Source organism: Peptostreptococcaceae bacterium (genome assembly GCA_016649995.1).
Taxonomy (GTDB): domain Bacteria; phylum Bacillota; class Clostridia; order Peptostreptococcales; family BM714; genus BM714.
The window spans coordinates 1-24,853 of the sequence record JAENWJ010000012.1; the positions used below are offsets into that span (position 1 = coordinate 1).

At 40.7% G+C, this 24,853-nt stretch carries 22 protein-coding genes and 1 other annotated feature; of the genes, 2 read left to right on the forward strand and 20 right to left on the reverse strand.

The genetic code is table 11. The features are described 5' to 3' along the window. The first annotated feature begins 451 nt into the window (after nt 1-451). A complete protein-coding gene (locus tag JJE29_03820; protein MBK5251745.1) occupies nt 452-1,693 on the forward strand; it encodes a transposase in 1,242 nt (413 codons plus the stop codon). 3 nt (nt 1,694-1,696) lie between these two features. Here the strand turns inward: JJE29_03820 and uvrC are convergent, their stop codons facing one another. From uvrC to ftsE, 9 genes are all read right to left on the reverse strand, one after another. After that, on the reverse strand, nt 1,697-3,565 hold the full coding sequence (uvrC, locus tag JJE29_03825; GenBank protein ID MBK5251746.1) for an excinuclease ABC subunit UvrC: 1,869 nt from the start codon (nt 3,563-3,565) through the stop codon (nt 1,697-1,699). A gap of 271 nt (nt 3,566-3,836) precedes the next feature. After that, nucleotides 3,837-6,671, reverse strand: coding sequence for an excinuclease ABC subunit UvrA (gene uvrA / locus JJE29_03830; protein MBK5251747.1), 2,835 nt, complete (start codon nt 6,669-6,671; stop codon nt 3,837-3,839). Nucleotides 6,672-6,688: 17 nt separating this feature from the next. Beyond that, nucleotides 6,689-8,698, reverse strand: coding sequence for an excinuclease ABC subunit UvrB (gene uvrB, locus JJE29_03835; protein ID MBK5251748.1), 2,010 nt, complete (start codon nt 8,696-8,698; stop codon nt 6,689-6,691). 37 nt (nt 8,699-8,735) lie between these two features. Next, nucleotides 8,736-9,857 carry an AI-2E family transporter gene (locus JJE29_03840; GenBank protein ID MBK5251749.1) on the reverse strand — a complete coding sequence of 374 codons (1,122 nt, stop codon included), beginning with the start codon at nt 9,855-9,857 and terminating at the stop codon, nt 8,736-8,738. A gap of 48 nt (nt 9,858-9,905) precedes the next feature. Beyond that, nucleotides 9,906-11,141, reverse strand: a complete 1,236-nt coding sequence (locus JJE29_03845; GenBank protein MBK5251750.1) for a hypothetical protein — start codon at nt 11,139-11,141, stop codon at nt 9,906-9,908. A 79-nt stretch (nt 11,142-11,220) separates the two neighbouring features. Next, a complete protein-coding gene (locus tag JJE29_03850) occupies nt 11,221-12,435 on the reverse strand; it encodes a S41 family peptidase (GenBank protein ID MBK5251751.1) in 1,215 nt (404 codons plus the stop codon). A 16-nt stretch (nt 12,436-12,451) separates the two neighbouring features. Further along, nucleotides 12,452-13,150, reverse strand: coding sequence for a peptidoglycan DD-metalloendopeptidase family protein (locus JJE29_03855; protein MBK5251752.1), 699 nt, complete (start codon nt 13,148-13,150; stop codon nt 12,452-12,454). 450 nt (nt 13,151-13,600) lie between these two features. Then, the gene (locus JJE29_03860) at nt 13,601-14,497 is read right to left on the reverse strand and encodes an ABC transporter permease (protein ID MBK5251753.1); all 897 of its coding nucleotides are present in this window, start codon (nt 14,495-14,497) and stop codon (nt 13,601-13,603) included. Next, nucleotides 14,487-15,173 carry a cell division ATP-binding protein FtsE gene (ftsE, locus tag JJE29_03865; GenBank protein MBK5251754.1) on the reverse strand — a complete coding sequence of 229 codons (687 nt, stop codon included), beginning with the start codon at nt 15,171-15,173 and terminating at the stop codon, nt 14,487-14,489. The genes JJE29_03860 and ftsE overlap by 11 nt, the downstream gene beginning before the upstream one ends. A 138-nt stretch (nt 15,174-15,311) precedes the next feature. On the opposite strand from ftsE, the gene JJE29_03870 reads away from it, so the two are divergent. Then, entirely contained in the window at nt 15,312-15,890 is a 579-nt protein-coding gene (locus JJE29_03870) for a 5-formyltetrahydrofolate cyclo-ligase (GenBank protein ID MBK5251755.1), read from the forward strand. A gap of 95 nt (nt 15,891-15,985) precedes the next feature. On the opposite strand, the gene JJE29_03875 is transcribed toward JJE29_03870, so the two are convergent. From JJE29_03875 to acpS, 11 genes are all read right to left on the reverse strand, one after another. Next, nucleotides 15,986-17,245 (reverse strand): hypothetical protein, encoded by a 1,260-nt coding sequence (locus tag JJE29_03875; GenBank protein MBK5251756.1) that lies wholly within the window; start codon nt 17,243-17,245, stop codon nt 15,986-15,988. Nucleotides 17,246-17,331: 86 nt separating this feature from the next. Next, a complete protein-coding gene (locus JJE29_03880; GenBank protein ID MBK5251757.1) occupies nt 17,332-17,694 on the reverse strand; it encodes a hypothetical protein in 363 nt (120 codons plus the stop codon). Beyond that, nucleotides 17,691-17,918 carry a helix-turn-helix domain-containing protein gene (locus JJE29_03885; protein ID MBK5251758.1) on the reverse strand — a complete coding sequence of 76 codons (228 nt, stop codon included), beginning with the start codon at nt 17,916-17,918 and terminating at the stop codon, nt 17,691-17,693. Before JJE29_03885 ends, JJE29_03880 begins: the two co-directional genes overlap by 4 nt. A gap of 124 nt (nt 17,919-18,042) precedes the next feature. Further along, nucleotides 18,043-18,957 carry a branched-chain amino acid transaminase gene (locus tag JJE29_03890; protein MBK5251759.1) on the reverse strand — a complete coding sequence of 305 codons (915 nt, stop codon included), beginning with the start codon at nt 18,955-18,957 and terminating at the stop codon, nt 18,043-18,045. A gap of 213 nt (nt 18,958-19,170) precedes the next feature. Further along, nucleotides 19,171-19,406, reverse strand: a binding site (T-box leader). 139 nt (nt 19,407-19,545) lie between these two features. After that, nucleotides 19,546-20,283, reverse strand: a complete 738-nt coding sequence (locus JJE29_03895; protein MBK5251760.1) for a WecB/TagA/CpsF family glycosyltransferase — start codon at nt 20,281-20,283, stop codon at nt 19,546-19,548. A gap of 134 nt (nt 20,284-20,417) precedes the next feature. Next, on the reverse strand, nt 20,418-20,927 hold the full coding sequence (locus JJE29_03900; GenBank protein MBK5251761.1) for a hypothetical protein: 510 nt from the start codon (nt 20,925-20,927) through the stop codon (nt 20,418-20,420). A 187-nt stretch (nt 20,928-21,114) separates the two neighbouring features. Beyond that, on the reverse strand, nt 21,115-21,471 hold the full coding sequence (locus JJE29_03905; GenBank protein ID MBK5251762.1) for a type II toxin-antitoxin system PemK/MazF family toxin: 357 nt from the start codon (nt 21,469-21,471) through the stop codon (nt 21,115-21,117). Continuing rightward, nucleotides 21,468-21,635, reverse strand: coding sequence for a hypothetical protein (locus JJE29_03910; GenBank protein ID MBK5251763.1), 168 nt, complete (start codon nt 21,633-21,635; stop codon nt 21,468-21,470). The genes JJE29_03905 and JJE29_03910 overlap by 4 nt, the downstream gene beginning before the upstream one ends. 110 nt (nt 21,636-21,745) lie before the next feature. Then, nucleotides 21,746-22,915 (reverse strand): alanine racemase, encoded by a 1,170-nt coding sequence (gene alr / locus JJE29_03915; GenBank protein ID MBK5251764.1) that lies wholly within the window; start codon nt 22,913-22,915, stop codon nt 21,746-21,748. A 19-nt stretch (nt 22,916-22,934) separates the two neighbouring features. Continuing rightward, nucleotides 22,935-24,464: an NAD(P)H-hydrate dehydratase gene (locus JJE29_03920; protein MBK5251765.1), complete on the reverse strand. Its 1,530-nt coding sequence runs from the start codon at nt 24,462-24,464 to the stop codon at nt 22,935-22,937. Between the two features lie 10 nt (nt 24,465-24,474). Continuing rightward, entirely contained in the window at nt 24,475-24,822 is a 348-nt protein-coding gene (gene acpS / locus JJE29_03925) for a holo-ACP synthase (GenBank protein ID MBK5251766.1), read from the reverse strand. Nucleotides 24,823-24,853 lie beyond the last annotated feature (31 nt).

Here is a 24,853-nt window from a genome sequence, read left to right on the forward strand (position 1 = left end):
CTGTTTGTAATGTTTGTTTGACACTTACATTTTATCAAACTTGGGTGCATTTTTTATGTCAATATAGAAATTAAATGTACTATAAGTATTTAATTTTCAAGGGTTTGAAGTTAATATTCGCCTGCGAAAGTTGAGTAATTAAGCAATAATAAATATATATTTATTCTTAATTAACAGATTATTGTCTAAATTTTAACGTAATTATGTTATTAATTAAACAATCCCCATAGAAATAATACCACCTAGCATATGCATTTACAATGGATTTAACCATTATTGCTATTGAACTTTGGTGGTGGTTAATGGTAAAATAAATTCAAAGCGTTGCAAACACTCGTTAAGAATATAACACAGATAAATAAAACTGCTTCATGTTTATTTAAGGAGTTGAATGCAGGTGCAGGAACTTAATCTTGAAGAATTTCATGTGTTAGAAAAAAAGGAGAGGGAAATGACTTTTCTTTTTATTGTAGAAAAAATTCATCCTCCCACCGTATGCCCGCATTGCATGAGCGGGGCGGAATACATTGTAAAGCACGGAAAACGCGAACGATACGTCAGGGACATCTCGATAAACGGACATCCAGTCGACTTGCTCATACTTCATGGACGCTACAAGTGCAAGTCATGCGGGAAAACCTTTTATGAAACAATAGAATGCATAGACGGATTCTCAAGAATGACGAACCGCTTCAAAACAACCATTACATCTGAGTGTTTCCGCAAACCATTTCTTCAGGTAGCCAAGGATTGCGATGTGTCCCATACAACTGCTATGCGCGTGTTCGATGAATCAATGCACTCATTGGATTTAAACAGAAAAATTTATACACCGAAAGTTTTGGTCATAAATAGGCTCTTCATAAACCGAGAGCTTTTGACTCTCTTTTGCGACCCCGAGGCCGAACTTCTTCTTGATATAAACAGGGACATAGGCGATCCCCGAAATACATCTTTCCTTGACATAATGGAACCAAATTACAATAACATCATTTTCGCCGATCCTATGTACATACAAAGCAGGATGCTTCACAACCGCTATCCAGAAGCCACTATAGTTCTCGACAGGTTCCAGGTAGAAAAATTCATCAATCGAATATTTAAATGCCAGATAAGAAAAAACCTTTGGTTCAAAAAGATAAAAAGCATTAATCTGTTGAATGAAATACAATATGATTTTGTAAACAACCAGACTCTTGAAAACACTAAGCTTGAACACCCCTTTTTAAGGCTTGGAAGCTCTCCTCTTTTCCAATCATACAAAATACTTATGGACCTGAAACAAATATATGCATCGGCTACCATTCGCGAGGCTGAAGAGAAATACGCTAATTGGGAAAAAATGGCGAAGCGACATTCCAACCCATTTTATGGCAATCTCGCTTCGGTGATAGATAAACTAAAATCAGAACTGCTAAATTATTTCTACTACACCGAATATCAAGAATCCATATTCAATATTCGCAGCCTGCCCCGTATCCTGGAAAGCCAGACATACACAACTTCATTTGAGGCCACAAGAGGAAGAATACTGTTCGGAAATTCAAGCATATTAAACGAGGAAGAAGAAATTCGCCATATAAGTCTCAAACGTCCCGCGGCAAACCCGAAATCCTCAATTCTAGTTCGACACAAAACATTGGGTGTTCATATACCCTCACTCATAAAAGAAATAGAACAAGGACACTTCTAAGTGCTAAAGCGCCGAGTGTCCTTGTTTTTTGAAATAATCCGCTATGGCTTCCGCCGTTTGTCGATTGATTTCCTTCACCGCAGATAAAGCATCGATATCCGCTTCCTTTATTGCATCTACCGAACCAAATGCTTTGAAAAGCGCTACCTTCCTTTTTTCACCAACACCCTTAATATCGTCAAGAACCGATTTTGTCAGTGCATTGCCCCTAAGCTTCTTATGGTAATCGATTGCGAAACGATGAGTCTCATCCTGCACGCGTGAAATAAACTTCAAAAGTTCTCTGTCTTTTTTTATTTCCCGCGTCTCGTTTTTAAAAACCAGACTCTCGGTATTATGCTTAGAATCTTTTTTCATTCCAACAACGGGAATGTTCAATCCGAAAGCATCAAGAACAGTCAGGGCCGCATGTACATGTCCCAATCCTCCATCTATAAAGAGCATGTCGGGGAAATCCGAAAACTTGCCTCCTAGTTTTATATCACTCTTTTCGAGCGCATCCCTCTCTCCTAGGCCATTCTTGAACCTCCTGTACAATACTTCCTGCATGCTTTTATAGTCGTCAACCTGATCCACCGTTCTTATTCGGAAGCGCCTGTATGACCTCTTCGCCGGCTCCGCGCCCTCGAAAACAACCATTGATCCGACAGAATATACTCCTGAAATATTGGATATGTCATAGGATTCTATCCGCTTGATATCCGTTTCAATTCCAAGCACATTTTGAAGCTTTTCCTCAATTCGTCGGCGTTTGACCGCTAATTCCTTTTCTTTTTCCGACCGTTTCGACAATATCTCCATGGCATTTTTTTCAGCCATCTTAAGCAACTTTGATTTATTCCCGCGCTGGGGACGCAGCAATATTGTTTTCCCGCCTCTTTTGCCGGACAACCATTTTTCAAGAAGTTCCTTTCCGTTTGGATACTTTTTAGCAAGAATCTCCTTAGGCACATACGATGAGCCCGCATAGTACTGCGTAATGAACAGCTCAAGCATCTCTCCGAGCTCCCTTTCGAGAAGATCCTCTATAATATAGTGGTCTTTCCCCACCAGGCGGCCTTCTCTTATATAGAAAATCATGAAACAGGCAGTTTCATCCTGCCTTGCCATTGCTATATAGTCCTGATCCAGTGGTTTATCAAAGATTACTTTTTGGTTTTCGTGGATGTATTCCACGGCTTTAATCTGATCTCTTTTTTTCGCGGCCTTCTCGAATTCCATGTTCTCCGCATTCTCAGCCATTTTGCTTTTCAATTCCTTTAACAGGTCAGCTGATTTGCCCTCGATTATTCTGATTATGCTTTTTATTAAATCATCGTAACCTTCGGTGTCCGCATTCTTTCTGCAAGGACCCATGCATCTGTTTATATGATAATTAAGACAAGGCCTCTGCCCTTCCTTGCCAAGCTTTCTTGCGCATTTTTTTATAGGAAAGCTGTCGTTTATCAAATTAACCATTAGATTGACATAGCCGGTGCTCGGATATGGTCCGAAATATCTAGCGCCGTCCTTCTTAACATTTCTCGTCTTGATGACCCTTGGATATTCCTCATTCAAGGTCACTTTTATATAAGGATAAGATTTGTCGTCCTTAAGCATTATATTGTATGGAGGCTTTTCCTCCTTTATAAAATTAAGCTCCAAAACAAGAGCCTCGACCTCGCTGTCGGTTATTATATATTCTATGTCCCTTACATGGTCCATCATGGCTCTTACCTTGGGTTCGAGATGCCCACTGCTCACATACTGCTTCAGACGCTTCCTGAGAACCTTGGCCTTGCCAACATATATGATTCTCCCGTTCGCATTTTTCATTAGATATACGCCGGGGTCAAGGGGTGCTTTATTTACAATTTCTTTCAATGTTTCCATATCAATCACCGCTTCGCTTTTATTTGCCTCATTTATGTGTTAGAATAACTTAAAGAATTATTTAGGAGCGTGATTTCAGTCATGACCAGCGACAAGCCCCCTTTACCGAGGCTTAAGCCCTTTTGGGCCAGTATTTTAGTATTGCTAACTGTTTATTTTATTCAGCTAATCGCTTCAAAAGCTCTTATGAGCGGCAACAGCCTGCTCATGCATTTTGTTTCGCTATATCTATAGATTTTTGATTAACCACGAACCCTTGAAAGGGTTCGTTTTATTTTCCCGTTTTCGCAAGCACCTTCTTCAAGTACTGTCCTGTATAGGAATTCTTGCATTCAGCCACCTCTTCAGGCGTTCCCTGCGCTATTACTCTTCCTCCCCTGTATCCGCCTTCGGGCCCAAGGTCGATTATATAATCCGCTGATTTGATTACATCGAAATTATGCTCTATGATGATGACCGTGTTTCCTGATTTAACCAATCGTTCTATCACGCTTATCAGCTTGTGCACATCTGCCATGTGCAGTCCCGTGGTAGGCTCATCAAGTATATAAAGAGTGCTTCCGGTGCCACGCTTGCTCAGTTCGGATGCAAGCTTGATTCTTTGGGCTTCTCCTCCCGAGAGCTGTGTCGATGGTTGTCCCAGACGGATATATCCAAGACCAACTTCATAAAGGGTTTCCAACTTCTTTTGTATTTTGGGGATATTCTCGAAGAAATGCAGCGCTTCTTCAACAGTCATATCAAGAATTTCCGAAATGTTCATTCCCTTGTATTTTATTTCCAAGGTTTCCCTGTTGTACCTTTTACCTTTGCACACATCGCATTCTACATAAACATCGGGAAGAAAGTGCATTTCAATCTTGATTATACCGTCTCCTTTGCATGCCTCGCATCGACCACCCTTAACATTGAAACTGAATCTTCCCTTCTTGTAGCCCCGCATTTTTGAGTCAGGCAGGCTTGCAAATATGTCCCGGATCGGATCGAAAACCCCCGTATATGTCGCCGGATTAGACCTTGGGGTCCTTCCTATTGGCGATTGATCTATTTCTATCACTTTGTCTATATACTCAAGCCCCGATATTCCTTCGTGTTTTCCGGGCTTCTTCTTCGCCCTGTGTATTTTAGCGGCAGCGCTTTTGTAGAGTATTTCATTTATTAGGCTGCTTTTACCGGACCCGGAAACACCCGTAACACAGGTGAAAACCTTTAGCGGAAACTTGACATCTATGTCCTTGAGGTTGTTTTCGCCTGCGCCCTTTACTTCTATAAATCTGCTATCCGGAATGCGCCTCTTTTTCGGAATATCTATTTTTTTCACACCGCTAAGGTATTGCCCGGTTATTGAATTGGGATTGTTTATAACCTCTTCCGGTGTACCCTCAGCCATAATGTATCCCCCGTGTTCTCCTGCTCCGGGGCCTATATCTATCACATAGTCGGCAAACCTTATTGTCTCTTCATCATGCTCAACAACAATCAGCGTGTTACCAATGTCCGTAAGATCCCTAAGTGTCTTAAGAAGCATAGCGTTGTCCTTTTGATGAAGGCCTATGCTAGGTTCATCGAGGATGTAAAGAACCCCTACAAGTCCCGATCCTATCTGCGTTGCAAGTCTTATTCTTTGTGATTCTCCTCCGGAGAGTGTTCCTGCTGCTCTCGATAGAGTCAGATAATCAAGCCCTACATTTTCAAGAAACTCAAGCCTGTCAAGAATCTCCTTTAATATCTGCTCGGCTATCTTACTGTTCTTGTCGCTAAGGCTAAGCCCCTTAAAAAACGATACGCCCTCCCTTATAGAAAAACGGGTAACCTCAGAAATATTAAGTCCACCAACTGTTACCGAAAGTGATTCCCTTTTAAGCCTGTCGCCGTTGCATGCATCGCACTTGATCATGCTCATGTATTCCTCGATTTTTTTGCGCATGTAGTCAGAATTAGTTTCCTTATATCTTCTCTCAAGGTTATTTATCATTCCCTCGAAGGGAGCACTGTATTTTCTGAACCCTCCGTAGCGGCTTTCATATGTGAATTCGATATTTCTGCTTCCGCTTCCGTAGAGCAATTCCTTTGCAAACTTCTCAGGAAGCCTGTAAAACGGCATATCCATGTCCGCCCCGTGGTCCCTAGCGAGACTCTCTATCATTTGAACATAATATGTGCCCTCCCCGCTTGTCGAAATCGGGTCTACTGCCCCTTCCTTCAGTGTAAGCTTCTTGTTTGGAACAACAAGATCCGGGTCAACCTTCAGTTCATAGCCTATGCCATTGCACTTAGGGCACGCTCCATAGGGGGTGTTGAATGAAAACATCCTCGGCTCCATCTCCGCTATTCCCTGTCCGTGTTCAGGGCATGAAAATTTGGTATTGAATATCATGTCTTCTCCCTTAAGAAGATTGACTATTACCAGCCCTTCGGTAAATCCCAAGGCTGTTTCTATTGAATCGCTAAGTCTCGACTCTACTCCTTCACGTATGATTAGGCGGTCGATTATTATCTCAATTGAGTGTTTCTTTTTTTTGTCGAGTTCAATTTCATCGGTAATCTCAAGAATTTCTCCGTCTATTCTTACGCGCACAAAACCTTCCTTTTTTATTCTCTCAAGTTCTTTTTTATGCTCGCCTTTTTTGCCTCTTACAATAGGTGAAAGAATCTGTATACGTGTATCCTCTTCAAGCTCCATTACCTTGTCAACTATCTGGTCGATTGACTGCTGCGAAATTTCGATTCCGCATACAGGACAATGGGGTATGCCTACCCTTGCATAAAGGAGTCTTAGATAGTCATAAACTTCCGTTACCGTTCCTACGGTAGATCTTGGATTTCTGGATGTAGTCTTCTGATCAATAGAAATCGCTGGGGACAATCCCTCTATATACTCCACATCAGGCTTCTCCATTTGTCCAAGAAACTGTCTTGCATATGCGGAAAGACTCTCGACATACCGTCTCTGTCCCTCAGCGTATATGGTATCGAAAGCCAACGAAGACTTCCCCGAGCCGCTAAGGCCTGTAATAACAACAAGCTTGTCCCTCGGAATTTTCACATCTATATTTTTAAGGTTGTGCTCCTTTGCGCCCTTTACTTCAATATAATTTTTTGACATTTCAAACCCCTCTATTTCTACAATTTCTTTTCAAGTTCGGTCACGCGGTCTCTTATTTCTGCAGCACGCTCAAATTCAAGCGCTTTTGCAGCAGACTTCATTTCCTTCTTCAAGTTTTTAATTATTGATACCAATTCATCCCGGTTTATTTTTGCTTCCATATCAAAAACAGCTTCAGAATCGGCGACTTTGGTTGCCCCTATAAGCTCACGCACATTTTTTTTGATTGTGCTCGGGGTTATTCCATGCTTTTTATTGTGTTCCGCTTGGGTCTTTCTACGCCTGTCCGTTTCCTTTATTGCAAGATTCATAGACCTGGTTATCCTATCTGCATACATTATGACCGAGCCCTCGACATTCCTTGAAGCCCTCCCAATTGTTTGCACAAGCGCTGTCTCCGATCTCAAAAACCCTTCCTTGTCCGCGTCAAGTATTGCCACCAATGTGACCTCCGGCAAATCAAGACCCTCTCTCAAAAGGTTTATTCCTACCAAAACATCAAAGCTTCCAATTCGCAATTCCCTTATTATCTCAATACGTTCAAGAGTATCAATATCCGAATGCATGTATCTTACCTTTATACCCGTTTCCGCAAGGTATTCTGTAAGCTTCTCTGCCATTTTTTTCGTAAGTGTTGTCACAAGCGTTCGCTGTTTCTTCTTTATCCTTATATTTATCTCACTTATCAAATCGTCGATTTGCCCATCAATCGGCCTAATACTTATTTTCGGGTCAAGAAGACCTGTAGGCCTTATTATCTGCTCCACTATTCTTTTGCTTTTTTCTCTTTCATAGGGAGCCGGTGTGGCGCTTACGCAGATAATCTGCTTGGCCAGCGTTTCGAATTCGCCAAAATTTAGTGGCCTGTTGTCAAGGGCAGAAGGCAAGCGGAAGCCATAGTCAACCAGGTTCTGCTTGCGCGAACGGTCGCCGGCATACATCGCCCTTATCTGTGGAAGGCTGACATGCGACTCGTCAACCACAACCAGCATGTCTTCGGGGAAATAGTCCATCAATGTGAAGGGCCTCTCCCCTTCCTTTCTGCCCGAAAGATGTCTAGAGTAGTTCTCTATTCCATTACAAAATCCAATCTCCCTAAGCATCTCCATGTCGTACATGGTTCTCTGCCGAATTCGCTGCGCCTCGACGAACTGCTCTCTGCTTATGAAATAGTCATGGCGTTCCTTAAGCTCTTTCTCTATTTTTACAATAGCTTTTTCTATCTTTTCTCTACTTGTCACATGGTGAGAGGCAGGAAATATGGCTGCATGGCTTCGTACGCCTAACACCTGCCCTGTCAATGCGCTCACTTCCGTTATCCTATCAATTTCATCCCCGAAAAACTCTATTCTTATGGCTTTTTCATTTGAAGATGCCGGAAAAACCTCTATAGTGTCTCCCCTCACCCTAAATGTGTTCCTTTCAAAGCTTATATCGTTTCTGTCATATTGAATGTCTACAAGCCTTCTTACTATATCGTTTCTGCTCATTACCATTCCGGGACGAACAGAAAGAACCATCTTGTTATAGTCAATGGGATCCCCGAGGCCATATATACAAGATACGCTCGCAACTATTATTACATCGCGCCTTTCGGAAAGCGCTGCGGTTGCTGAATGTCTAAGCTTATCTATTTCATCGTTTATATTGGCATCCTTCTCTATATATGTGTCGCTATGCGCTAAATAGGCCTCCGGCTGATAATAGTCGTAGTAGCTAACAAAAAACTCGACCGCATTTTCAGGAAAAAATTCTTTGAATTCGCTACATAGCTGCGCAGCCAGGGTTTTATTATGCGCTATTACGAGTGTCGGCCTTTGAACCTTTTCAATCACATTGGCTATAGTGAATGTTTTGCCGGATCCAGTAACGCCTAGAAGCGTCCTATACTTATCATTTGAGGAAAGACTCTCCACAAGGCCTTCAATAGCCTTAGGCTGGTCTCCCTTCGGTCTATAGTCTGAAACAATTTTGAATCTACCCACTTGTATTCCTCCTACAAAAAAGCAACAGAAACATGTCTCCATCATATGGACACCTTCTGTTGCCAAGTCTTCAAAATGATTAGAGTTCTATTCCTTTGGCTTCCAATCGTTTATTTACAAAACGCTGAAAGAACTCTATTATGACAGCTGTAAAAGGCGCTCCCAGAAGCATACCCATAACTCCAAACAATTTTCCCCCAACTACAATTGCCAGTATTATCCAAAATGGTTTCAGCCCTACCTTTTCACCAAGTATTTTGGGCCCAAGATAAAGGCCGTCAAATTGCTGAAGAACCAATATGAACAGTAAAACCCAGAGTGCCTGTAAGGGATTGCTGAATAATGTTATCAGAACTGCCGGAATCGCCCCAAAAAATGGGCCGAAATATGGAATCATGTTGGTCAAGCCTATGATAATGCTTAGCAAAAGGGCAAACTCAACCTTCATGATAGAAAGTCCTACAAAACACATTATTCCTATTATGATTGAATCGAGAATCTTGCCATTGAAATATCTTCCAAAGATTATATTTACAGTGCTTCCAAATTCAACAATCTCGTCTGCAATATTTCTTTTAAAAATTGCATAGAGTATTTTCTTCATTCCGTTTACAAAATCCTCCTTGTCAAGCAACATGTATACGGAAATAATGAGTCCCATCATGAAACTGAAGAAGGCCGATGTCACACTGAGTGCTTTTGAGAAGGCCGCTATTGTAAATGCCGTTCCCGTTTCAATGTTGAATGCTCCGTTGATTTTTACAAGTATGGCGTTAAGTACTTCTTCGAGAGAGGAATCCGCATTGTACTTTTTCAGTATTTCAAGATTTTGTATATTATCCCTAAAGAAATTTTCTGTGGCTTTCAAATAACCGGGCATTTTATCGAATATATCCCCAATATTGTTCATAATTTGCGGGGTTACAAATGTCAGTACTACAATAACAAGTCCTATGATTACCGTATAAATCGAGAGTATCGCAAACCCCCGTCTCATTCCCGTTTCGTTTTCAATCTTTATCATAAGCGGATTGAAAAGATACGCAAATGCAAATGCCCAAATGAAAGGAGAAATCATCGAAATAATAAAATGCATACTCTTTATTAATATGTCCGAATTGTTTACTATCCTGTACATTAAGAAAGAAATCAGCAAAACCGGCAAAAGATTCAAGTACCTTATTTTTTTATTGTTTGGCATGTCATCCCCCCTGATTATCATATCTTGATTATAGCATACTACATATGGTCAATGCTTTTTCAAATATTTGAGCAACCTTTTTAATCTGCTGTTTCCCTTGCCGTCAAACCTGTATACAGTGCGTGGATATCTCTCAACATAGAGGCATTTCAAATCAGCAACTCCGGCTTTATAATCTCTATATTCCTTGATTTCTATCTTCCCGTCCACATGGATTATCTCAATCCATATGAAAGACAGCCTTTCCCCAAGAACTTCTTTGAAGTCTTCGTCTCCAAGAATCGACCTGTTGTTTATCTTCATTATCCTGTCACCCGGCTCTAGTCCCATTGAAAAACCGGGCCCGCTTTTTTCGACAAAAAGCACAGTCATGCCGTTATCACCCGCTTCAAACAAACGCTTTCTCCCTTTTTCCTCCCTTTGGCTGTATAGAATCAATCCCTCGTGTGCTATTGGCGCAAATAGGGCCGCAACGAATTTGAAAGCATATACCCTTGCAGAAAGAAGAGAAAGTACCAAAAGACTGACGCTATAGATCAATAACCGTATTGCCGAAATCTCAGTCTTTTTCTTTGGCGTTCTCGAAAGTGTCATGTCTCCGTATCCCAAAACAGCAACCAGTCCGGTTAGTTGAAGCATTACGGTTTGCATACTCTCCCCATCCGGAATGATAGCCGGCCACCACTTAGGCAAAATTTCAGTATTTAGGGGAACATCTCTTCCTAAAACGGCAACTATGACAATCAGCGGTATCGGCCAAAACTTCTGCAGATAGAAACCTCCTACAACCTTGTTGTCCTCGGTTCGTGATAGGACAGGTGTCGGGTAATTGTGTCCGTCAATATATATAAGCAAGCTTTCTATCATATGAAGAACGGCAACTACCGCCATCATACTGGAAACGTTTATTTGGGGCCAACCTATCAACAGGCTTAGCATCGAAATTATTCCCCCTGCATATGAAAAGCAGATGTATCTCGAACGAATCATCATTAAAAATATCGCCAACGGAAGAACATAGGAAAAGTCGCCTATCGAGATGGTAATTCCCAAAAAGCTCATTATGATTGTCCCCAAGTAGCCTCCGACTATTCCAAAAACTGTTGAATAAATAATTTTCCGCTTGATTGGTGTAATCGCTTTTCCGAAGAGCGATATTTCCATGCGTTCAAGCTTTTTATATTGAAAAAAAACAACCAGTATTACCATTAGAAAAATCGGTTCCATAAAAACATCCGCCAAGGACGAAACCGCAAGTTTTATTATTCCAAATAGTTCAGACAAAAGTATATACCTCCAGGTTCCGATCAAATGCCCGGTTCAGAAAACCCGGGCACCACCATTCCTCGACAATCCGAGGCTTTTATTTTATTTCCTCTCTAATCACTTCAAGCGCTTTTTCAAGTTGCACATCAATTGCATTGCCATCGCTGTCATATGAAATCTCTTCGGGCAAATGCACCGTTATATCCGGTTTTATACCTATTTTATGAATATTTCTGCCTTCCGGCGTCTTGTAATTGGCAATTGTCAATTTTACGGCAGAACCATCGGCTAGCGGTTCGAGAACCTGCACTACGCCTTTTCCAAAGGTGGTTTCTCCTATAATAATTCCTGATTCTGTGTCCTGCACAGCTCCTATGAGTATTTCCGACGAGCTTGCACTGTTTTCATTTGCAAGAACTACGAATGGAATATCCAGTTTTACGGCCTCGTCGGAGGTTTCTATATCAACCTCTCCATCTCCGTAGTCAATTTCAACGATTGTTTGTTCTCCTAGGAGCTCATCTGCTATCTTGACGCATTCATCCACGTCCCCTCCGGGATTGTTTCGGAGGTCAATAATGAGGCCCTTGATGCCTTGGCTTTTAAGGCTGTCAAGATTTTCCTTGAATTCCGTATAAGATTTTGAGTCAAACATCGTAAGCCTAAGGTATCCTATATCATCCTCTATGATTTCTGATTTTGCAACCTTAATAACTATTTTTTCCCTTTCTATTTCAACCGAGATTAATTTCTCGAAACCTTCGCGTTCTATCCCGAGGATCACAGTTTCCCCCGGTTGACCTTTAATGCGGCTGACCGCATTATCTATTTCATTTGCAAAAACCATAATTTCGTCTACTGAAATTATTTTGTCTCCGGGCAAAATGCCTTTTCGCTCCCCAGGGGTATCTTCTATCGGAGATATCACTAATATTTTGCCATCATCTCCAGGCGTTACAACAACACCTATCCCTCCGTAACTACTTGTGTTTATTTCTTTGATAAACTCGTAATCCTCCGATGTGTAGTAAACGGAATATGGATCATCAATTGAATCTAGAATGCCCTTGTATGCACCTTCAAGCAAAGCGGCCTCGTTAGTTTCATCATAAAATCGTGTTTCCACCATGTCCATAATATATTCAAGTTTTGAATATTTATTCCGCATTGCATTATATTGCTGAGCTTCCTCTACCGGCAAAACCACACGCGTACCTAATCTGATTCCAAGGTAATTATCTAAAGAAACAGCAACTATAGCGGAAATTGCCGCAGTAATCAATATTATCAAAAGCAACTTCATTCTTTTCATTTAAACATCCTCTCAATCAGTTTCCTTTAACCCAAGGAACCGGATTGACATACTCGCCGTTTTCCCTGACTTCAAAATGGAGATGAGGTCCGGTGGACAATCCTGTGCTTCCGGACTTGCTTATGGCTTGTCCCTTTGCAACCTTGTCCCCTTCTTTAACCAATAATGTATTGTTGTGGGCATACAGAGTAACTATGCCCCCTCCATGATCTATCATGACAATCTTTCCATAGCCTCCGTTATATCCTGCGGCAATTACAGTCCCGCTTTGAGCAGCCACAATTGAAGAGTTTGCGGGCACGCCTATGTCTATTCCCGTATGCATCTTCTTAGTCTTAAGTATGGGATGAATCCTGTAACCAAACATGGAAGTTATACGCGTGTACCCCGGTGCCGGCCATGTCATTATGCCTCCGGCATACTCAGCATCCGATTGTTTCCTTCGTATTTCTTCCTCTATTTTTTTAGCCAGGGCGTTCAATTCATCTACAGCTTTTTCAAGCTCAACCTTGTTTTGAACCAGGGCATCCTTTTCTCTACTGAGGTTCCCTCTGGATACCACAAGGTTTTCCGCCTTCGCTTCCTTGTTGCTTCTTGAATTCACAAGCCGTAGCTTGTTTGTTTCCAGCTCCATCTTCTTGACTGCAACAATTCCCTTCTGCTCTTCCATATACTTTAGAAGGTTTACATCGTGAGTATATACCTTTTTCACCATATCGAGACGCGTCAGCAAATCCCCAAAATCTTCAGAAGAAAAAAGCACCTCGAGGTAACCTATTTCCTTGTTCTTGTACATTACCCTCAGCCTTGAATTCATCACATCTGTTTTTTCATCGATGTTTCTTTCAGCCTCAGTAAGTTCCTCTTCCTTGACAATTATTTCATGTTGAGTATTTTCTATATCCTTGCCAATCAGCACCATTGCTTCCTCTATTAGGCCTATAGATTCCTCTATATCGGCTATGTTGCTGGCTATACCCTTTTGCATGCCCGCATTCTTTTTTATTTCAGATTGAATGCTGTTTATTCGGCTTTCAACCTGCTCCAGTTTTCCCCTGTCATCACTCACATCGTCAGCAAAAGATTCAAGACAAAAGGCAAAGACCAGCATGAAAACCAAAACCCACAAAGACCAGTTGTTTTTCCTCACCACGTCACCTCCCGTTTATACCTTTAAGTATTTCCTCATTGAAAGTATGCTGCCCAATGCTCCTATACCCATACCAAGCACCGCAAAAATAACCATCATATCTTTGATTATTTCATTCGCGGGAACTATGTATGCTGTAAGCAACATGTACATCTGTTGAGATATTGCATTATATATATAGGAATATCCAAAATAAATGAGTCCAAGTGAAATAATCGCGCCGAGCAAGCCAAGCACCATTCCCTCTACAAAGAACGGCCATCTTATGAACCAATTTGTTGCTCCGACATACTTCATTATTTTGATTTCCCTCTTGCGTGCAGCAACAGTCAGCTTGATTGTATTTCCGATTATGAAAATCGAAAGGAATACCAAAATGGCTATTATAGCCAGCCCCAGAAGCCTTATGAAATTTGCTATTGAAATAAGCTTTTGGACTATGTCATTGTAATACTTGACTTCCTCTATGCCGCTAATCCCGGAAACCTCGGCAACTATACTATCGCTGTATGCTATATCCTTTACATATATTATTATTGAATTGGGAAGAGGATTGCTTTCGAGTCCTTCAAGCAGGTATGCCTGATCTCCCCATTTTTCCTTTATGTTGCTAAGAGCCTCTTCCTTAGATTCGAATTCAAGCCCCCGAATTCCCTCCACGCCTTCCAATCTTGACTTTATAGCAAGTATCTCACTGTTTTCAACATCGTCGCGCAAATAGAGCTGAATAGAATCAAACTGCTGCTTTACATCTTCGACCATGTGGTTCATGTTTATTATCAAAAGAAAAACCATACCGAGTATTATCAGCGCGGCCGCCACTGATCCTACAGATGCAATGCTCATCATTATGTTTCTTCGGATGTTTACAAACCCTTCTTTTATCAGATAAGTAGCGGTCCTAATCTTCATATCCATAGCCCCCCCGAATCTCGTCTCTAACAATCATTCCATTTTCAAGGGCTATTACTCGCTTCTTCATCGTATCTACAATATCCTTCGCATGGGTAGCCATGATTACTGTCGTACCCCTGCGATTTATATAGCTCAAGAGTTTCATTATCTCCCAGGATGTTTCAGGATCAAGATTGCCGGTAGGCTCATCCGCTATAAGAATTGGAGGATTGTTGATTACCGCTCTCGCAACCGATACACGCTGCTTCTCCCCACCCGACAATTCATCAGGATGCATGTTGGCTTTTTTGCTAAGACCCACCATTGAAAGAACCGTTGGAACCCTTCTGCGGATTTCTCTCGGGGTCGCTCCGATTATTTCCATTGAAAAAGCCACATTTTCATAAACCGTTTTAGTCGGCAAAAGTCTGAAGTCTTGAAATACAACCCCAATTTTCCTTCTTAAATATGGCACCTGCCGCCTATGCAGATTTGTTATGTTCTGATTAGCTATTATTATCTTTCCAACCGTTGGTTCCTCTTCCATAAGAAGAACCTTCACGAATGTTGATTTTCCAGCCCCGCTGGGACCTACCACAAATACAAATTCTCCTATATCTATGTGCAAGCTTACATCCGACAAAGCTTTAACTCCATTGCCGTAGGTTTTACTAAGATTTATTATTTTTATCATAAATTCTACTCCTGCCTATTCTCTATATATTAGCAATAAATTAACAAAAGACTACATTTATATTATATAATTATCATGCCTATTTAATACCAAACAGGCTCCAATGTAACTTAAACTTAATTTATAGAAGGTGGTTTTATGAAAAAAACATTACGCAACAGTATTTTATCTCAAAGAGATGCAATGAGCGGCGAAGACAACAAGCGTTTGAGCGGAACAATATGCAGAAGTTTGATAGCTCTTTCTGCATACAATGAAGCCAAAACGGTCATGTGTTTCCTTAGCTTCAGAAGCGAAGTTAATACAAGTCTTATAGTTAAAAATATACTTGGAAGCGGGAAAAAGCTTATAGTCCCTGTAACAGATATCAAAACCAAAACACTAAAACTTTCATATGTAAAAAGCATGGACGACCTTGTCAAAAGCACATACGGAATTCTAGAGCCTTCTCCTTCCGCATTCAAAGAGGCGTCGCCGAAGGATATCGACCTCGTTTTGGTGCCCGGGGCATGTTTTAATTTGAAAGGCTATCGCATAGGATACGGAGGTGGATACTATGACAAGTTTCTTCCTCAAATCAGGAAAGACGCATTGGCTTTGGGCCTTTGCTACGATTTTCAAATAGTATCTTCTATTTATCCTGAAAAGCACGATATCCCCGTCGATATTGTCCTGAGCGAAAAGCGCATGATAAAAACAAAAATGCTGCCACTTTAAGGCTAAAGCCTGAAGCGGCAGTATTTTTTATAATTTCAATCCATTTTTTGGGAGTGGAAACATAATAATTTGCCAGACATCAAAGCATAAGAGCATCATTGTCTATTATGGTTGATTTCCTCAAAGTGATTCATAATTTTCATCCAACTATCTTTTATTTGTTCAAACTCTTCATAGTGTTTGTGAACATTTTTATTGTATTTATCTAACTCTTTAAGTATTGTCATGAATTTGGGCTCATCAAAATAGGCACAGATATTTGGTAAAACTTCTATCAGTTGAGATCTCATATGATCGATCGTTTCTTCATAGTGCTCAGGATCAGTAATGTATAAGAGAAGGGGTTTGTATCGAATCCATCCAATACATGCTTTATAGAATCTAGTAATGACCTTTGCATTATCAGCTTTTATAAACTTCAATTTTACAGGCAAAACCCCTGCAAGAAGATGATTGTAGGTAGAAAAGCCATCATGAAATGTATAACATGGAACACGCTGCACTGTTCTTTCACTTAAACATGTGCTTAAGAAGGTATCTTCACCTCTTGCTTTAGGGGGATTATAGAATGGAAAAATATTACTAGGTTTAGTTAAGTTAATACATAGGTTAGAACCAGATATGAACTTTGCATGATTAATTTCCTGGACTTCGACGGCTTTTTTACTTATTAATATTTCTTTATCAGCATAGGTAACACCCCCATTAGCCATAACTGATTTTAAGGTATCCCAATTAACAATATCATTGCTAATGGCTTCAATAAAACTACGGAACTCATTTTCAGTTAGTGTATCATCAAAATCCACATAAGGGATTGGAGATACATAACCACAGTGGTGTCCATAGGTTATATCAGACTGTTCTATATATTGAAGATGATTCAGCAAAATATGTTGCCCACTCCATATAGTCGTACTCTGGGAGTTTGTTACTGCCATTGGGTACTCGTCATCATCAAGAAATATGAGGTAATCTATTTGATTCTTAATGGCGAAATATAGGGCCGCATTACGTTTAGCAGCATAGCCTTTCCCAAAAAGCAGGTGCAATGGTTTCTCTTCAACAACCCCTTCTTTGATTAAATAATCTATTTCATTCAAAATTGCAGTTCTTCCAATGAAATGTTTGCCGTCAATCTTTTCAGCAAGTTCTAAATGTATTCTAGAGTAATCTGTTGATTTTGTATTTTGGTAATCAAGGTCATAAGCGACAAAAAGATTCAGACTAATCTTATTGCTGTCTACAAGACCGGATTCTAGCCAATTATATATGTTGGTTCTTAAAACTCTTTGAAATGTCTTTCTTCCCGTAGCAAAACCAATTCCAACTTTGATATGTTTTTCGTTATTCATTTTAAAACTTCCTTTCAATTGAAAATTACAACATCGAAGAAAAAACTCCGGAAATTTTCTTGAGAGTTTCCCATGTATATAGTATATCACAATTGGTTTTGATGATTTAAAAGTGCGACAAATGGCCGTTTATTACTTCTGTAGGCTTTCTCGCTTATAGCCTTCTTGATGTGTTCGATTCCAACTACATCGGCTCCTTGGACTTCGCGGCTTTTCGCAAACTTCACAAGACCAAGTTTAGGGAGCTTGATACGATTTCCCCAAAATGCAATGTTACCGTTGGTAAATTTTGTTGTGTATGACTGCCGACTGTGCTTCTTGCTCTTAAAGTTGGGGTAGCCCTTTCTTTTGGTGAAAAATCCACTAAAAGCCTCTCCTAAAAATTTGACGGACGACTGAATGGCAATGCTATCAACTTCTTTAAGCCAAGGTAATTCAGCTTTCATCATGGGCAACATCGCCGAACATTTTGAATAACTAAGGCCCTTGCCTTTTTTTGATATTCCTTATCCCAAAGCTTTAAAAAATGATTATAGATGAAACGACTGCTTCCAATGGTTTTAAGAATCATTATTTCTTGTTCTTTGTTGGGTTTGATTGGATTTTTAAAATTGTAAACATCGCGTTTCAAATTGAATTTCAATTTGTTCGGTGGCAATTCGTGTTTTCTCAAACGATTCACTCCCCTGCAGGTTTATTATTCTTCCAGTCATTAATATACTACCCTTGATTTCAATTCAAAAGCAAAAAGAGCCGATGCGTAAATTGAATTTACGCATCGGCTCTTTTTCAATACTCTAATAAACAGGTGTACAGAAATGCTTGTATTTTTCAACCTTCCCGCAAGTAATCTCGAAGAACTTGCTTTTTATCTTCCCGCATACTTCTCCCGGTTCTCCGCTTCCTACGACCCGTCTGTCTACCTCTACAATTGGTGTTACCTCCATCGCAGTACCACTGAAAAAAGCCTCATCTGCAGTATAGAGCTCTACTCTCGAAAAACTTCTTTGCTCTACTTCCATTCCAAATTCCTCTTTAGCGAGCATCATTACCGTATCTCTTGTAATTCCCTCCAAGATGTTGTCTGATTGCGGCGGCGTTACAAGTTTGCCTTTTCGAACAATGAAGAGATTCTCTCCAGGTCCTTCGCATACATTTCCCGAATCCGTCAGCAAGATAGCCTCATCATAACCGTTTTGCAACGCTTCCAATGAAGCCAATGCCGAGTTTATGTATCCGCCAGTCGGCTTCACTCTTGGAGGTATCATATTGTCTGTCATCCTTCTCCATGACGAGATGCACGTCTTAAATGATTCCTTACCGGCAAAATTCCCCAATGGAAGGCAATAAATCAACAAACGGTTGTCATCATCCATAAGTGTAGGAGAAAGATTGTCCGATCCCTTATAAGCCACAGGCCTTATATATGTGGTTGTTTTAAAATTATTCTTTTTAAGCAATTCCACCGTAATATCCACCAAATCCTGAACCGAGTAGTCTATGTTTATGTTGAGCGTTTTGCATGAATTCAAAAGGCGTTCGTAATGCTCATGAAGACGAAATCCATAAAGCTGTTTTTCTTCTTCGTCCCAATACGCCCTAATTCCTTCAAAAACTCCCAAGCCATAATTGAAAACCTTGGATCTAATTCCGATTGAAGCCTCTTCCTCTTTAACTATCTTGCCGTTGAAATATACATAAGACTGATTCATTTCTTAATTCCTCCCTCTATTTATGTTTTTTTCAAACAAGAGCCCATGGCTAACGCCACAGGCTAAAAAATCAAATTAATCGCTTGTCATTTTTTCTTCTTGCGCTTTTTCTCTTCTTTTACGCTAGCCACCATAACTTCAATGAAACTCATCAAATCGCCTCCTTTTGCTTTCAATCCATTAAAAAACCCGCCCCCCGGATTATATAATAATCCTAGGGGCGAGTATTTATCGCTGTACCACCCTATTTCACAAAATAGCTCCGTCTCTTTTTGGGCCACATTGAACCCTATCCCTGTAACGGGGGAAACCGGAATCATCTACTAGAGAATTCTTTCGATTCATCTGCTCAGGAGTGATCATTTCATTTGCGGAATACCGCATGCTTTCAGCAAAATGCATGCTCTCTTTTGGAATCCGAAAATCTTTCTCTCCATCATAGCCATTAGTTTTTTTATGCCGCAATTTTCTGTATATTTTGATAATACCCACATCAATACCCAAAGTCAACATTTATTTTGGGGGTTTTGAATTATTTTCTAAAAATTTAAGCTCTGCTTATAATTTGCCGTCATCTTCCAACAACTACTATTCCTTAATTATATCTCTTGTAAGTAAAACTTTTAATAAAAACTTGGGTATAACAAGCATTCTCTTGAAGCGCCACGGCTCCTTTATCAATCTATACAGCCACTCGAGCCCCATATCAACCATGAATTTTGGTGCGCGCTTCGCCACACCCGACATCACATCCAACGAACCCCCTACACCCATCGCAACCCTGGCATTCAATTGATGCTTGTGTTCATGAATCCATTTTTCCTGTCTTGGGGCACCCAAGGCAACAAACAAAACATCCGGCTTCGATTCATTGATTTTCCTAATTATTTCCTGTTCCTTCTCTTTATCGAAATATCCGTGATGGCTGTCTTTCACAACTATTCCAGGATAATCCTCTTTAATTTTAGAAAGCGCCCCGGCAAGAATATCGGGTTTAGCTCCAAGCACATAAACTGATTTCTTAGTATAGTTCAAGTATTTTAATATTTGCTCCATAAGATCAATTCCCGCAATCTTTCCCTTTATTCCTATCCCATGAAGCCTTGCAGCAAGAACCAGGCCGAATCCATCCGGCACATTCAATTGCGAATCCAGTAAAGCTTTTTTCAAGTATTCATCTTTTTCCGACAGCATTATGATTTCCGTATTCGGGGTATATATGCTGGCCATTCTATCTTCTTTTAGAAGTTCTCTGAAACGGTTCATAGCCTCTTCCATATTCAAATTGTCGATGGGCACTCCAAATATTCCAATGATTTCTCTCATTTAATTACCTCTCGCAGATGATTTTACAGCTATTTCTCATTGCTTTAATCTTCGCGTTTTTTGTATTCAAAATCAGCACCAAAACAATCGCATCCTCAATATCTTTATGAATTGCGATGATGCAAATTCAATTGTTATTGCAGTGTATAATTTCCTTTTATCATCATCCATGAATCAATTGAAACGGAAACCCCTCTTCCATCGTTTATTGGAACCAGAAGCAGATGGTTCATTTGCACCGCATCTCCGGTCTTTAAATCTTTACCGGCTGTCAGATCAGCCAGTCCGTTTCCTTTAGGACTTGCTATAGCCGTCATTGCGCCACTTCTCAATATAACCTGCGTGTTGCCTCCGAAATAAACGAAACTTCCCGAAGGTATCATAATCGCTTCAAAACCGGATTCTAAAGTCTGTGTTTCAATCGGCGAAGACGTATTGCCATCATTTACACTTACCGAATCCAGCTTTTCCTGAAAATCCGATACAATTTCAGCCAACCGGCTTTCCACATAGGATAAAGTGACTACAGGATCATTTTCCGAACCAGGCTCATAAGACGCCGCCAAAACACCCAGGGTCATAGCAAGTAAAACAATAATCGCTATAACCGGTATCGCCAATTTCTTTTTGTTTTTTCTATTCATTAAAAAACCTCCATTTCATTCTTCAATCAATCTTGAATCCATTTTATCATAAATGCCTTTAATGTTAAAATACAACTGCTGATCGCAAAATTATCCTGCCAAAGTACATCCCGCAATTTGCCACTTAAAAGCCCCCGGGTTGATTACCGGAGGCTCTCAATATGTATTGTTTTCAACTTCTATGTACTCATTCCTCTTGATTTCCAATACTAAGACTTATCATTATACTCTTGTCCACTTTTTTCATCATATCGTCACCAAACAAACCTATTTTTTCCATGATTCTCTTTCTGTCTATTGTTCTTATCTGTTCTAAAAGCACAACCGACTTCTTGTTCAAACCATATTTGTTTGCCGGAATTTCTATATGTGTGGGCAGTTTAGCCTTATTTATTCTCGAGGTTATTGCCGCTACAATGACCGTCGAGCTGTATCTATTTCCAATGTCGTTTTGAACTACCAGAACAGGTCTTATCCCCCCCTGTTCTGATCCAACTACCGGATTCAAATCGGCATAATATATTTCGCCACGCTTTATGTTCATACTTCCACATCACTCCCAAACGCCAAAATCGCCTCATAGGTAAGCAAGGCATTAATATCGGCTTCAAAGCCATACTCGGAGATATTTGTATTGATTAGGTTCATATCCTTGTACCCTTTGGCTATCGCAGATTTATACTCTTCTACGCTGAAATCCGACTGCATAGGCTGCTCCTTATACTCGTATTTCAATACATTATATATCTTGGATGCAATATAATCAAACTTTGTTTATTACAGAGAGAGGCAGATAAACCACTCTCCATAATTTTGTTTTACAAATACATAAGATAATCCACCGTCTTGACGGTCTTTCCATCCCTTGTGTATTCTCTCGGAATCCTCTTGTTGATCATGCAGGTTATTTCATAGTTAATTGTTCCCAATTTTGCCGCCACTTCGTCAATAGATATTGTGTTTTTTCCATCGCTTCCGAAAAGAACAACTTCATCGCCGATTTTCACATCGATTCCCGTTACATCTATCAGGCATTGGTCCATGCATATTCGTCCAACTACAGGTACTTTTTTCCCTTTGACAAGAACCTCCGCCTTACCCGACAACATCCTTGTGAATCCGTCCGCATAGCCTATCGGAATAGTAGCTATCTTGCGCAGGCCCGGGGTAACATATTTCAGACCATAGCTAACGCCTCTTCCTGCCTCAAGCTCTTTTACATGTGAAATTTCAGCCTTAAGAGACATAACCTGCTTTAGGTCTATCCTATCCTTTATGACCTCATTCGAAGGATACAAACCATACAGTATGATTCCGGCCCTCACCATATCAAGATTCATCTCGGGAAGGTCCATTATGGCAGCACTGTTTGAAACATGCTTCACCGGTATTTCAAGGCCTCTGGCTTTCAATGCATCTACCATGAATTTATATTTTTCGTACTGACCGTATGTATACGCCTTGTCAATTTCATCGGCAACCGCAAAATGGGTAAACATTCCTTCTATTTCTATGTAAGGCAACTTGCTTATTTCCATTATTTTATCAACGGAATCCTCGGTTGCTTGAAAGCCCAAACGACTCATTCCCGAATCGATTTTAATGTGCACCTTCAATGTTTTTCCAAGTTTTTCAGCTCTCGCAGAAAAAATTCTCGCTTCATCCACATTGTACATGGTCTGGATTATTTCGTTTTCAATCAATTCATCCGCGCCATAGGTTGGTGTATAGCCCAAAATCAATATGGGTACACTTTTAAATACCTTTCTTAGTTGCACCGCCTCAGAAAGGGTAGCCACCGCAAACCTGTCAACGCCCTGATCAAGAAGCACCTTCCCTATCTCTACTGCTCCGTGTCCATATGCATCAGCCTTAATAACCCCTGTAACCATTGTTCCCGGCCTGACCAAGGCCTTAATTTTTCTGAAATTTTCCTCAAACGCATCCAAATCGATTTCCACCCATGCGGGCCTAGCTCTTTTTACCATTGTTCTCCCCCTATTAGAATTATTCTGTCATATTAGATAAAGCCGCAGACAATGAATCCGCTATATCCGTAGCCAATACGGAGCGTTCATGGATTCTTTCCGCCGCCAAACAACCCGCCTTTTGATGAATTGCCACTGCCTCCAATATTCCCTCGGCAGTTTTGTCAACCTGAGCCAATACTCCGGCGACAACACCGGCAAGAACGTCCCCGCTTCCTGCAGTCGCCATCGCCCTATGTCCGTTGGCACATATGAAAACCTCTCCTCCCGGTTCGGCTACAATAGTTGTCGGACCCTTTAGGACAGTATATACTTCATGTTTTTTTGAAAAATTTCTAGCCAATTCTACAAAATTTCCACCTATGTATTCGTCTCCAAGCAATCTTTTAAATTCACCTGTATGAGGAGTTATTACAACCTTTGTTCCCAATCCTCTTTGATCAAGAAGCCCTATTTCCTTTGACAAAAGATTCAATGCATCCGCATCTAAAACAATAATTTTATTCTCCATTTCAAGGGATTTGCATATAAACTTCCTAAGCAATGGAGATTCACCGCAACCCGAACCCGCTGCCAATACGTCATATTTCTCCATTTCCGAAACAATTTTTTCTGTAAGCTCATTGCCGAAAATCGCATCTTCGGAATATGTCAAAGCTATAGTCTCCGGAACCCTTCCCGTTATTGAATTCCACACGGATCTTTCCACTATCATTTTTACCAAACCTACGCCGATTCTAAGTGCTCCCATCGCATTGAAAAGCGCGGCCCCCGGCATGTCCTTTGAACCTGAAAAGAACAAGACCTTTCCGCTGGAATACTTGTGTCCGGCTATATCCTTTGCCTTCAGCATCATTTTAACATCCGCGCCCTCGAAGAGTAGGGCTTTCGGCTTAAAAACATCTTGTGCCAGTGCCGGAAGTCCAATGTCAGCAATAAACAGTTTTCCTTTTCTCGAGAAGCCTTCGTTTTGAAAATGACCCAATTTATAGGTTCCAAGTGCAATGGTCAAATCGGCAGATATCGAGGCTCCCATTGTCAACCCTGTGTCCCCATTGACCCCCGAAGGAATATCTATAGAAATTATTGGCCGGACACTCGCGTTCATTTCCTCTACAACAATCTTGTATGTACCGGTAAGTGGTCTTGAAAATCCCGTTCCAAAGATACAGTCCACAAGAATTCTGTCCTTTGTCCATTCAATTTCCAAAGGCCTAGAGGGCTCAAGATGTTTAATATTCGATTGCAGATTTTTTAATATTTTATAGTTTACCGCCGCATCATCTTTTATAGAGCTCTCATGTGGCAATACCAATGTCAATACGTCCAATCCCATCAAAAAGAGAATCCTTGCGATGACGAATCCGTCACCTCCGTTGTTCCCTGGACCACAGAACACTGTTACAGGCTCTCCCGGATATAGGTTTAGAATATGTTCCACAACGCTCATGCCGGCGTGCTCCATCAACAGAAGCGACGGCATTCCTATCTCGTCCTCATTCAACGCCTCTATTTGTTTGATTTGACCACTAAGATATAACGGCTTCATAATCTGCTCCTTACCTACACGACGCAACTGCAGTTGCATATTCCCTGCAATGTGAAATCGTGATTTCCATTTTTTTTATTCCCTGCTCTTTAGCTATCGCTTCAGCTTTACCGTGCAGACTCACATATGGCTCTCCGTTTTCTTTTTTCAATATTTCTATATCCTTCCATCCAAAACCGCATATACCGGTCCCCAAAGCCTTTGAAACGGCTTCTTTAGCTGCAAAAATTCCGGCGGCACGGTAGCTTTTGTCCTCTATTCGTTCCCTTTCCTTAGCCGTAAAAATACGACACAGAAATCTTTCGTTCATGTTTCCTCGAATGCGTTCAATTTCAATGATATCGGTTCCAAGCCCCATTTACTTGACGCCTCCTCTTGGCTAAATGTAT

Bases quoted from the DNA above. Each gene is read 5' to 3' on its own strand.
- JJE29_03820 (MBK5251745.1), top strand. From the start codon at position 452: ATGACTTTTCTTTTTATTGTAGAAAAAATTCATCCTCCCACCGTATGC.
- uvrC (MBK5251746.1), bottom strand. From the start codon at position 3,565: ATGGAAACATTGAAAGAAATTGTAAATAAAGCACCCCTTGACCCCGGC.
- uvrA (MBK5251747.1), bottom strand. From the start codon at position 6,671: ATGTCAAAAAATTATATTGAAGTAAAGGGCGCAAAGGAGCACAACCTT.
- uvrB (MBK5251748.1), bottom strand. From the start codon at position 8,698: ATGGAGACATGTTTCTGTTGCTTTTTTGTAGGAGGAATACAAGTGGGT.
- JJE29_03840 (MBK5251749.1), bottom strand. From the start codon at position 9,857: ATGCCAAACAATAAAAAAATAAGGTACTTGAATCTTTTGCCGGTTTTG.
- JJE29_03850 (MBK5251751.1), bottom strand. From the start codon at position 12,435: ATGAAAAGAATGAAGTTGCTTTTGATAATATTGATTACTGCGGCAATT.
- JJE29_03855 (MBK5251752.1), bottom strand. From the start codon at position 13,150: ATGGTGAAAAAGGTATATACTCACGATGTAAACCTTCTAAAGTATATG.
- JJE29_03860 (MBK5251753.1), bottom strand. From the start codon at position 14,497: ATGAAGATTAGGACCGCTACTTATCTGATAAAAGAAGGGTTTGTAAAC.
- ftsE (MBK5251754.1), bottom strand. From the start codon at position 15,173: ATGATAAAAATAATAAATCTTAGTAAAACCTACGGCAATGGAGTTAAA.
- JJE29_03870 (MBK5251755.1), top strand. From the start codon at position 15,312: ATGAAAAAAACATTACGCAACAGTATTTTATCTCAAAGAGATGCAATG.
- JJE29_03875 (MBK5251756.1), bottom strand. From the start codon at position 17,245: ATGAATAACGAAAAACATATCAAAGTTGGAATTGGTTTTGCTACGGGA.
- JJE29_03880 (MBK5251757.1), bottom strand. From the start codon at position 17,694: ATGATGAAAGCTGAATTACCTTGGCTTAAAGAAGTTGATAGCATTGCC.
- JJE29_03890 (MBK5251759.1), bottom strand. From the start codon at position 18,957: ATGAATCAGTCTTATGTATATTTCAACGGCAAGATAGTTAAAGAGGAA.
- JJE29_03895 (MBK5251760.1), bottom strand. From the start codon at position 20,283: ATGAGAGAAATCATTGGAATATTTGGAGTGCCCATCGACAATTTGAAT.
- JJE29_03900 (MBK5251761.1), bottom strand. From the start codon at position 20,927: ATGAATAGAAAAAACAAAAAGAAATTGGCGATACCGGTTATAGCGATT.
- JJE29_03905 (MBK5251762.1), bottom strand. From the start codon at position 21,471: ATGAACATAAAGCGTGGCGAAATATATTATGCCGATTTGAATCCGGTA.
- JJE29_03910 (MBK5251763.1), bottom strand. From the start codon at position 21,635: ATGCAGTCGGATTTCAGCGTAGAAGAGTATAAATCTGCGATAGCCAAA.
- alr (MBK5251764.1), bottom strand. From the start codon at position 22,915: ATGGTAAAAAGAGCTAGGCCCGCATGGGTGGAAATCGATTTGGATGCG.
- JJE29_03920 (MBK5251765.1), bottom strand. From the start codon at position 24,464: ATGAAGCCGTTATATCTTAGTGGTCAAATCAAACAAATAGAGGCGTTG.
- acpS (MBK5251766.1), bottom strand. From the start codon at position 24,822: ATGGGGCTTGGAACCGATATCATTGAAATTGAACGCATTCGAGGAAAC.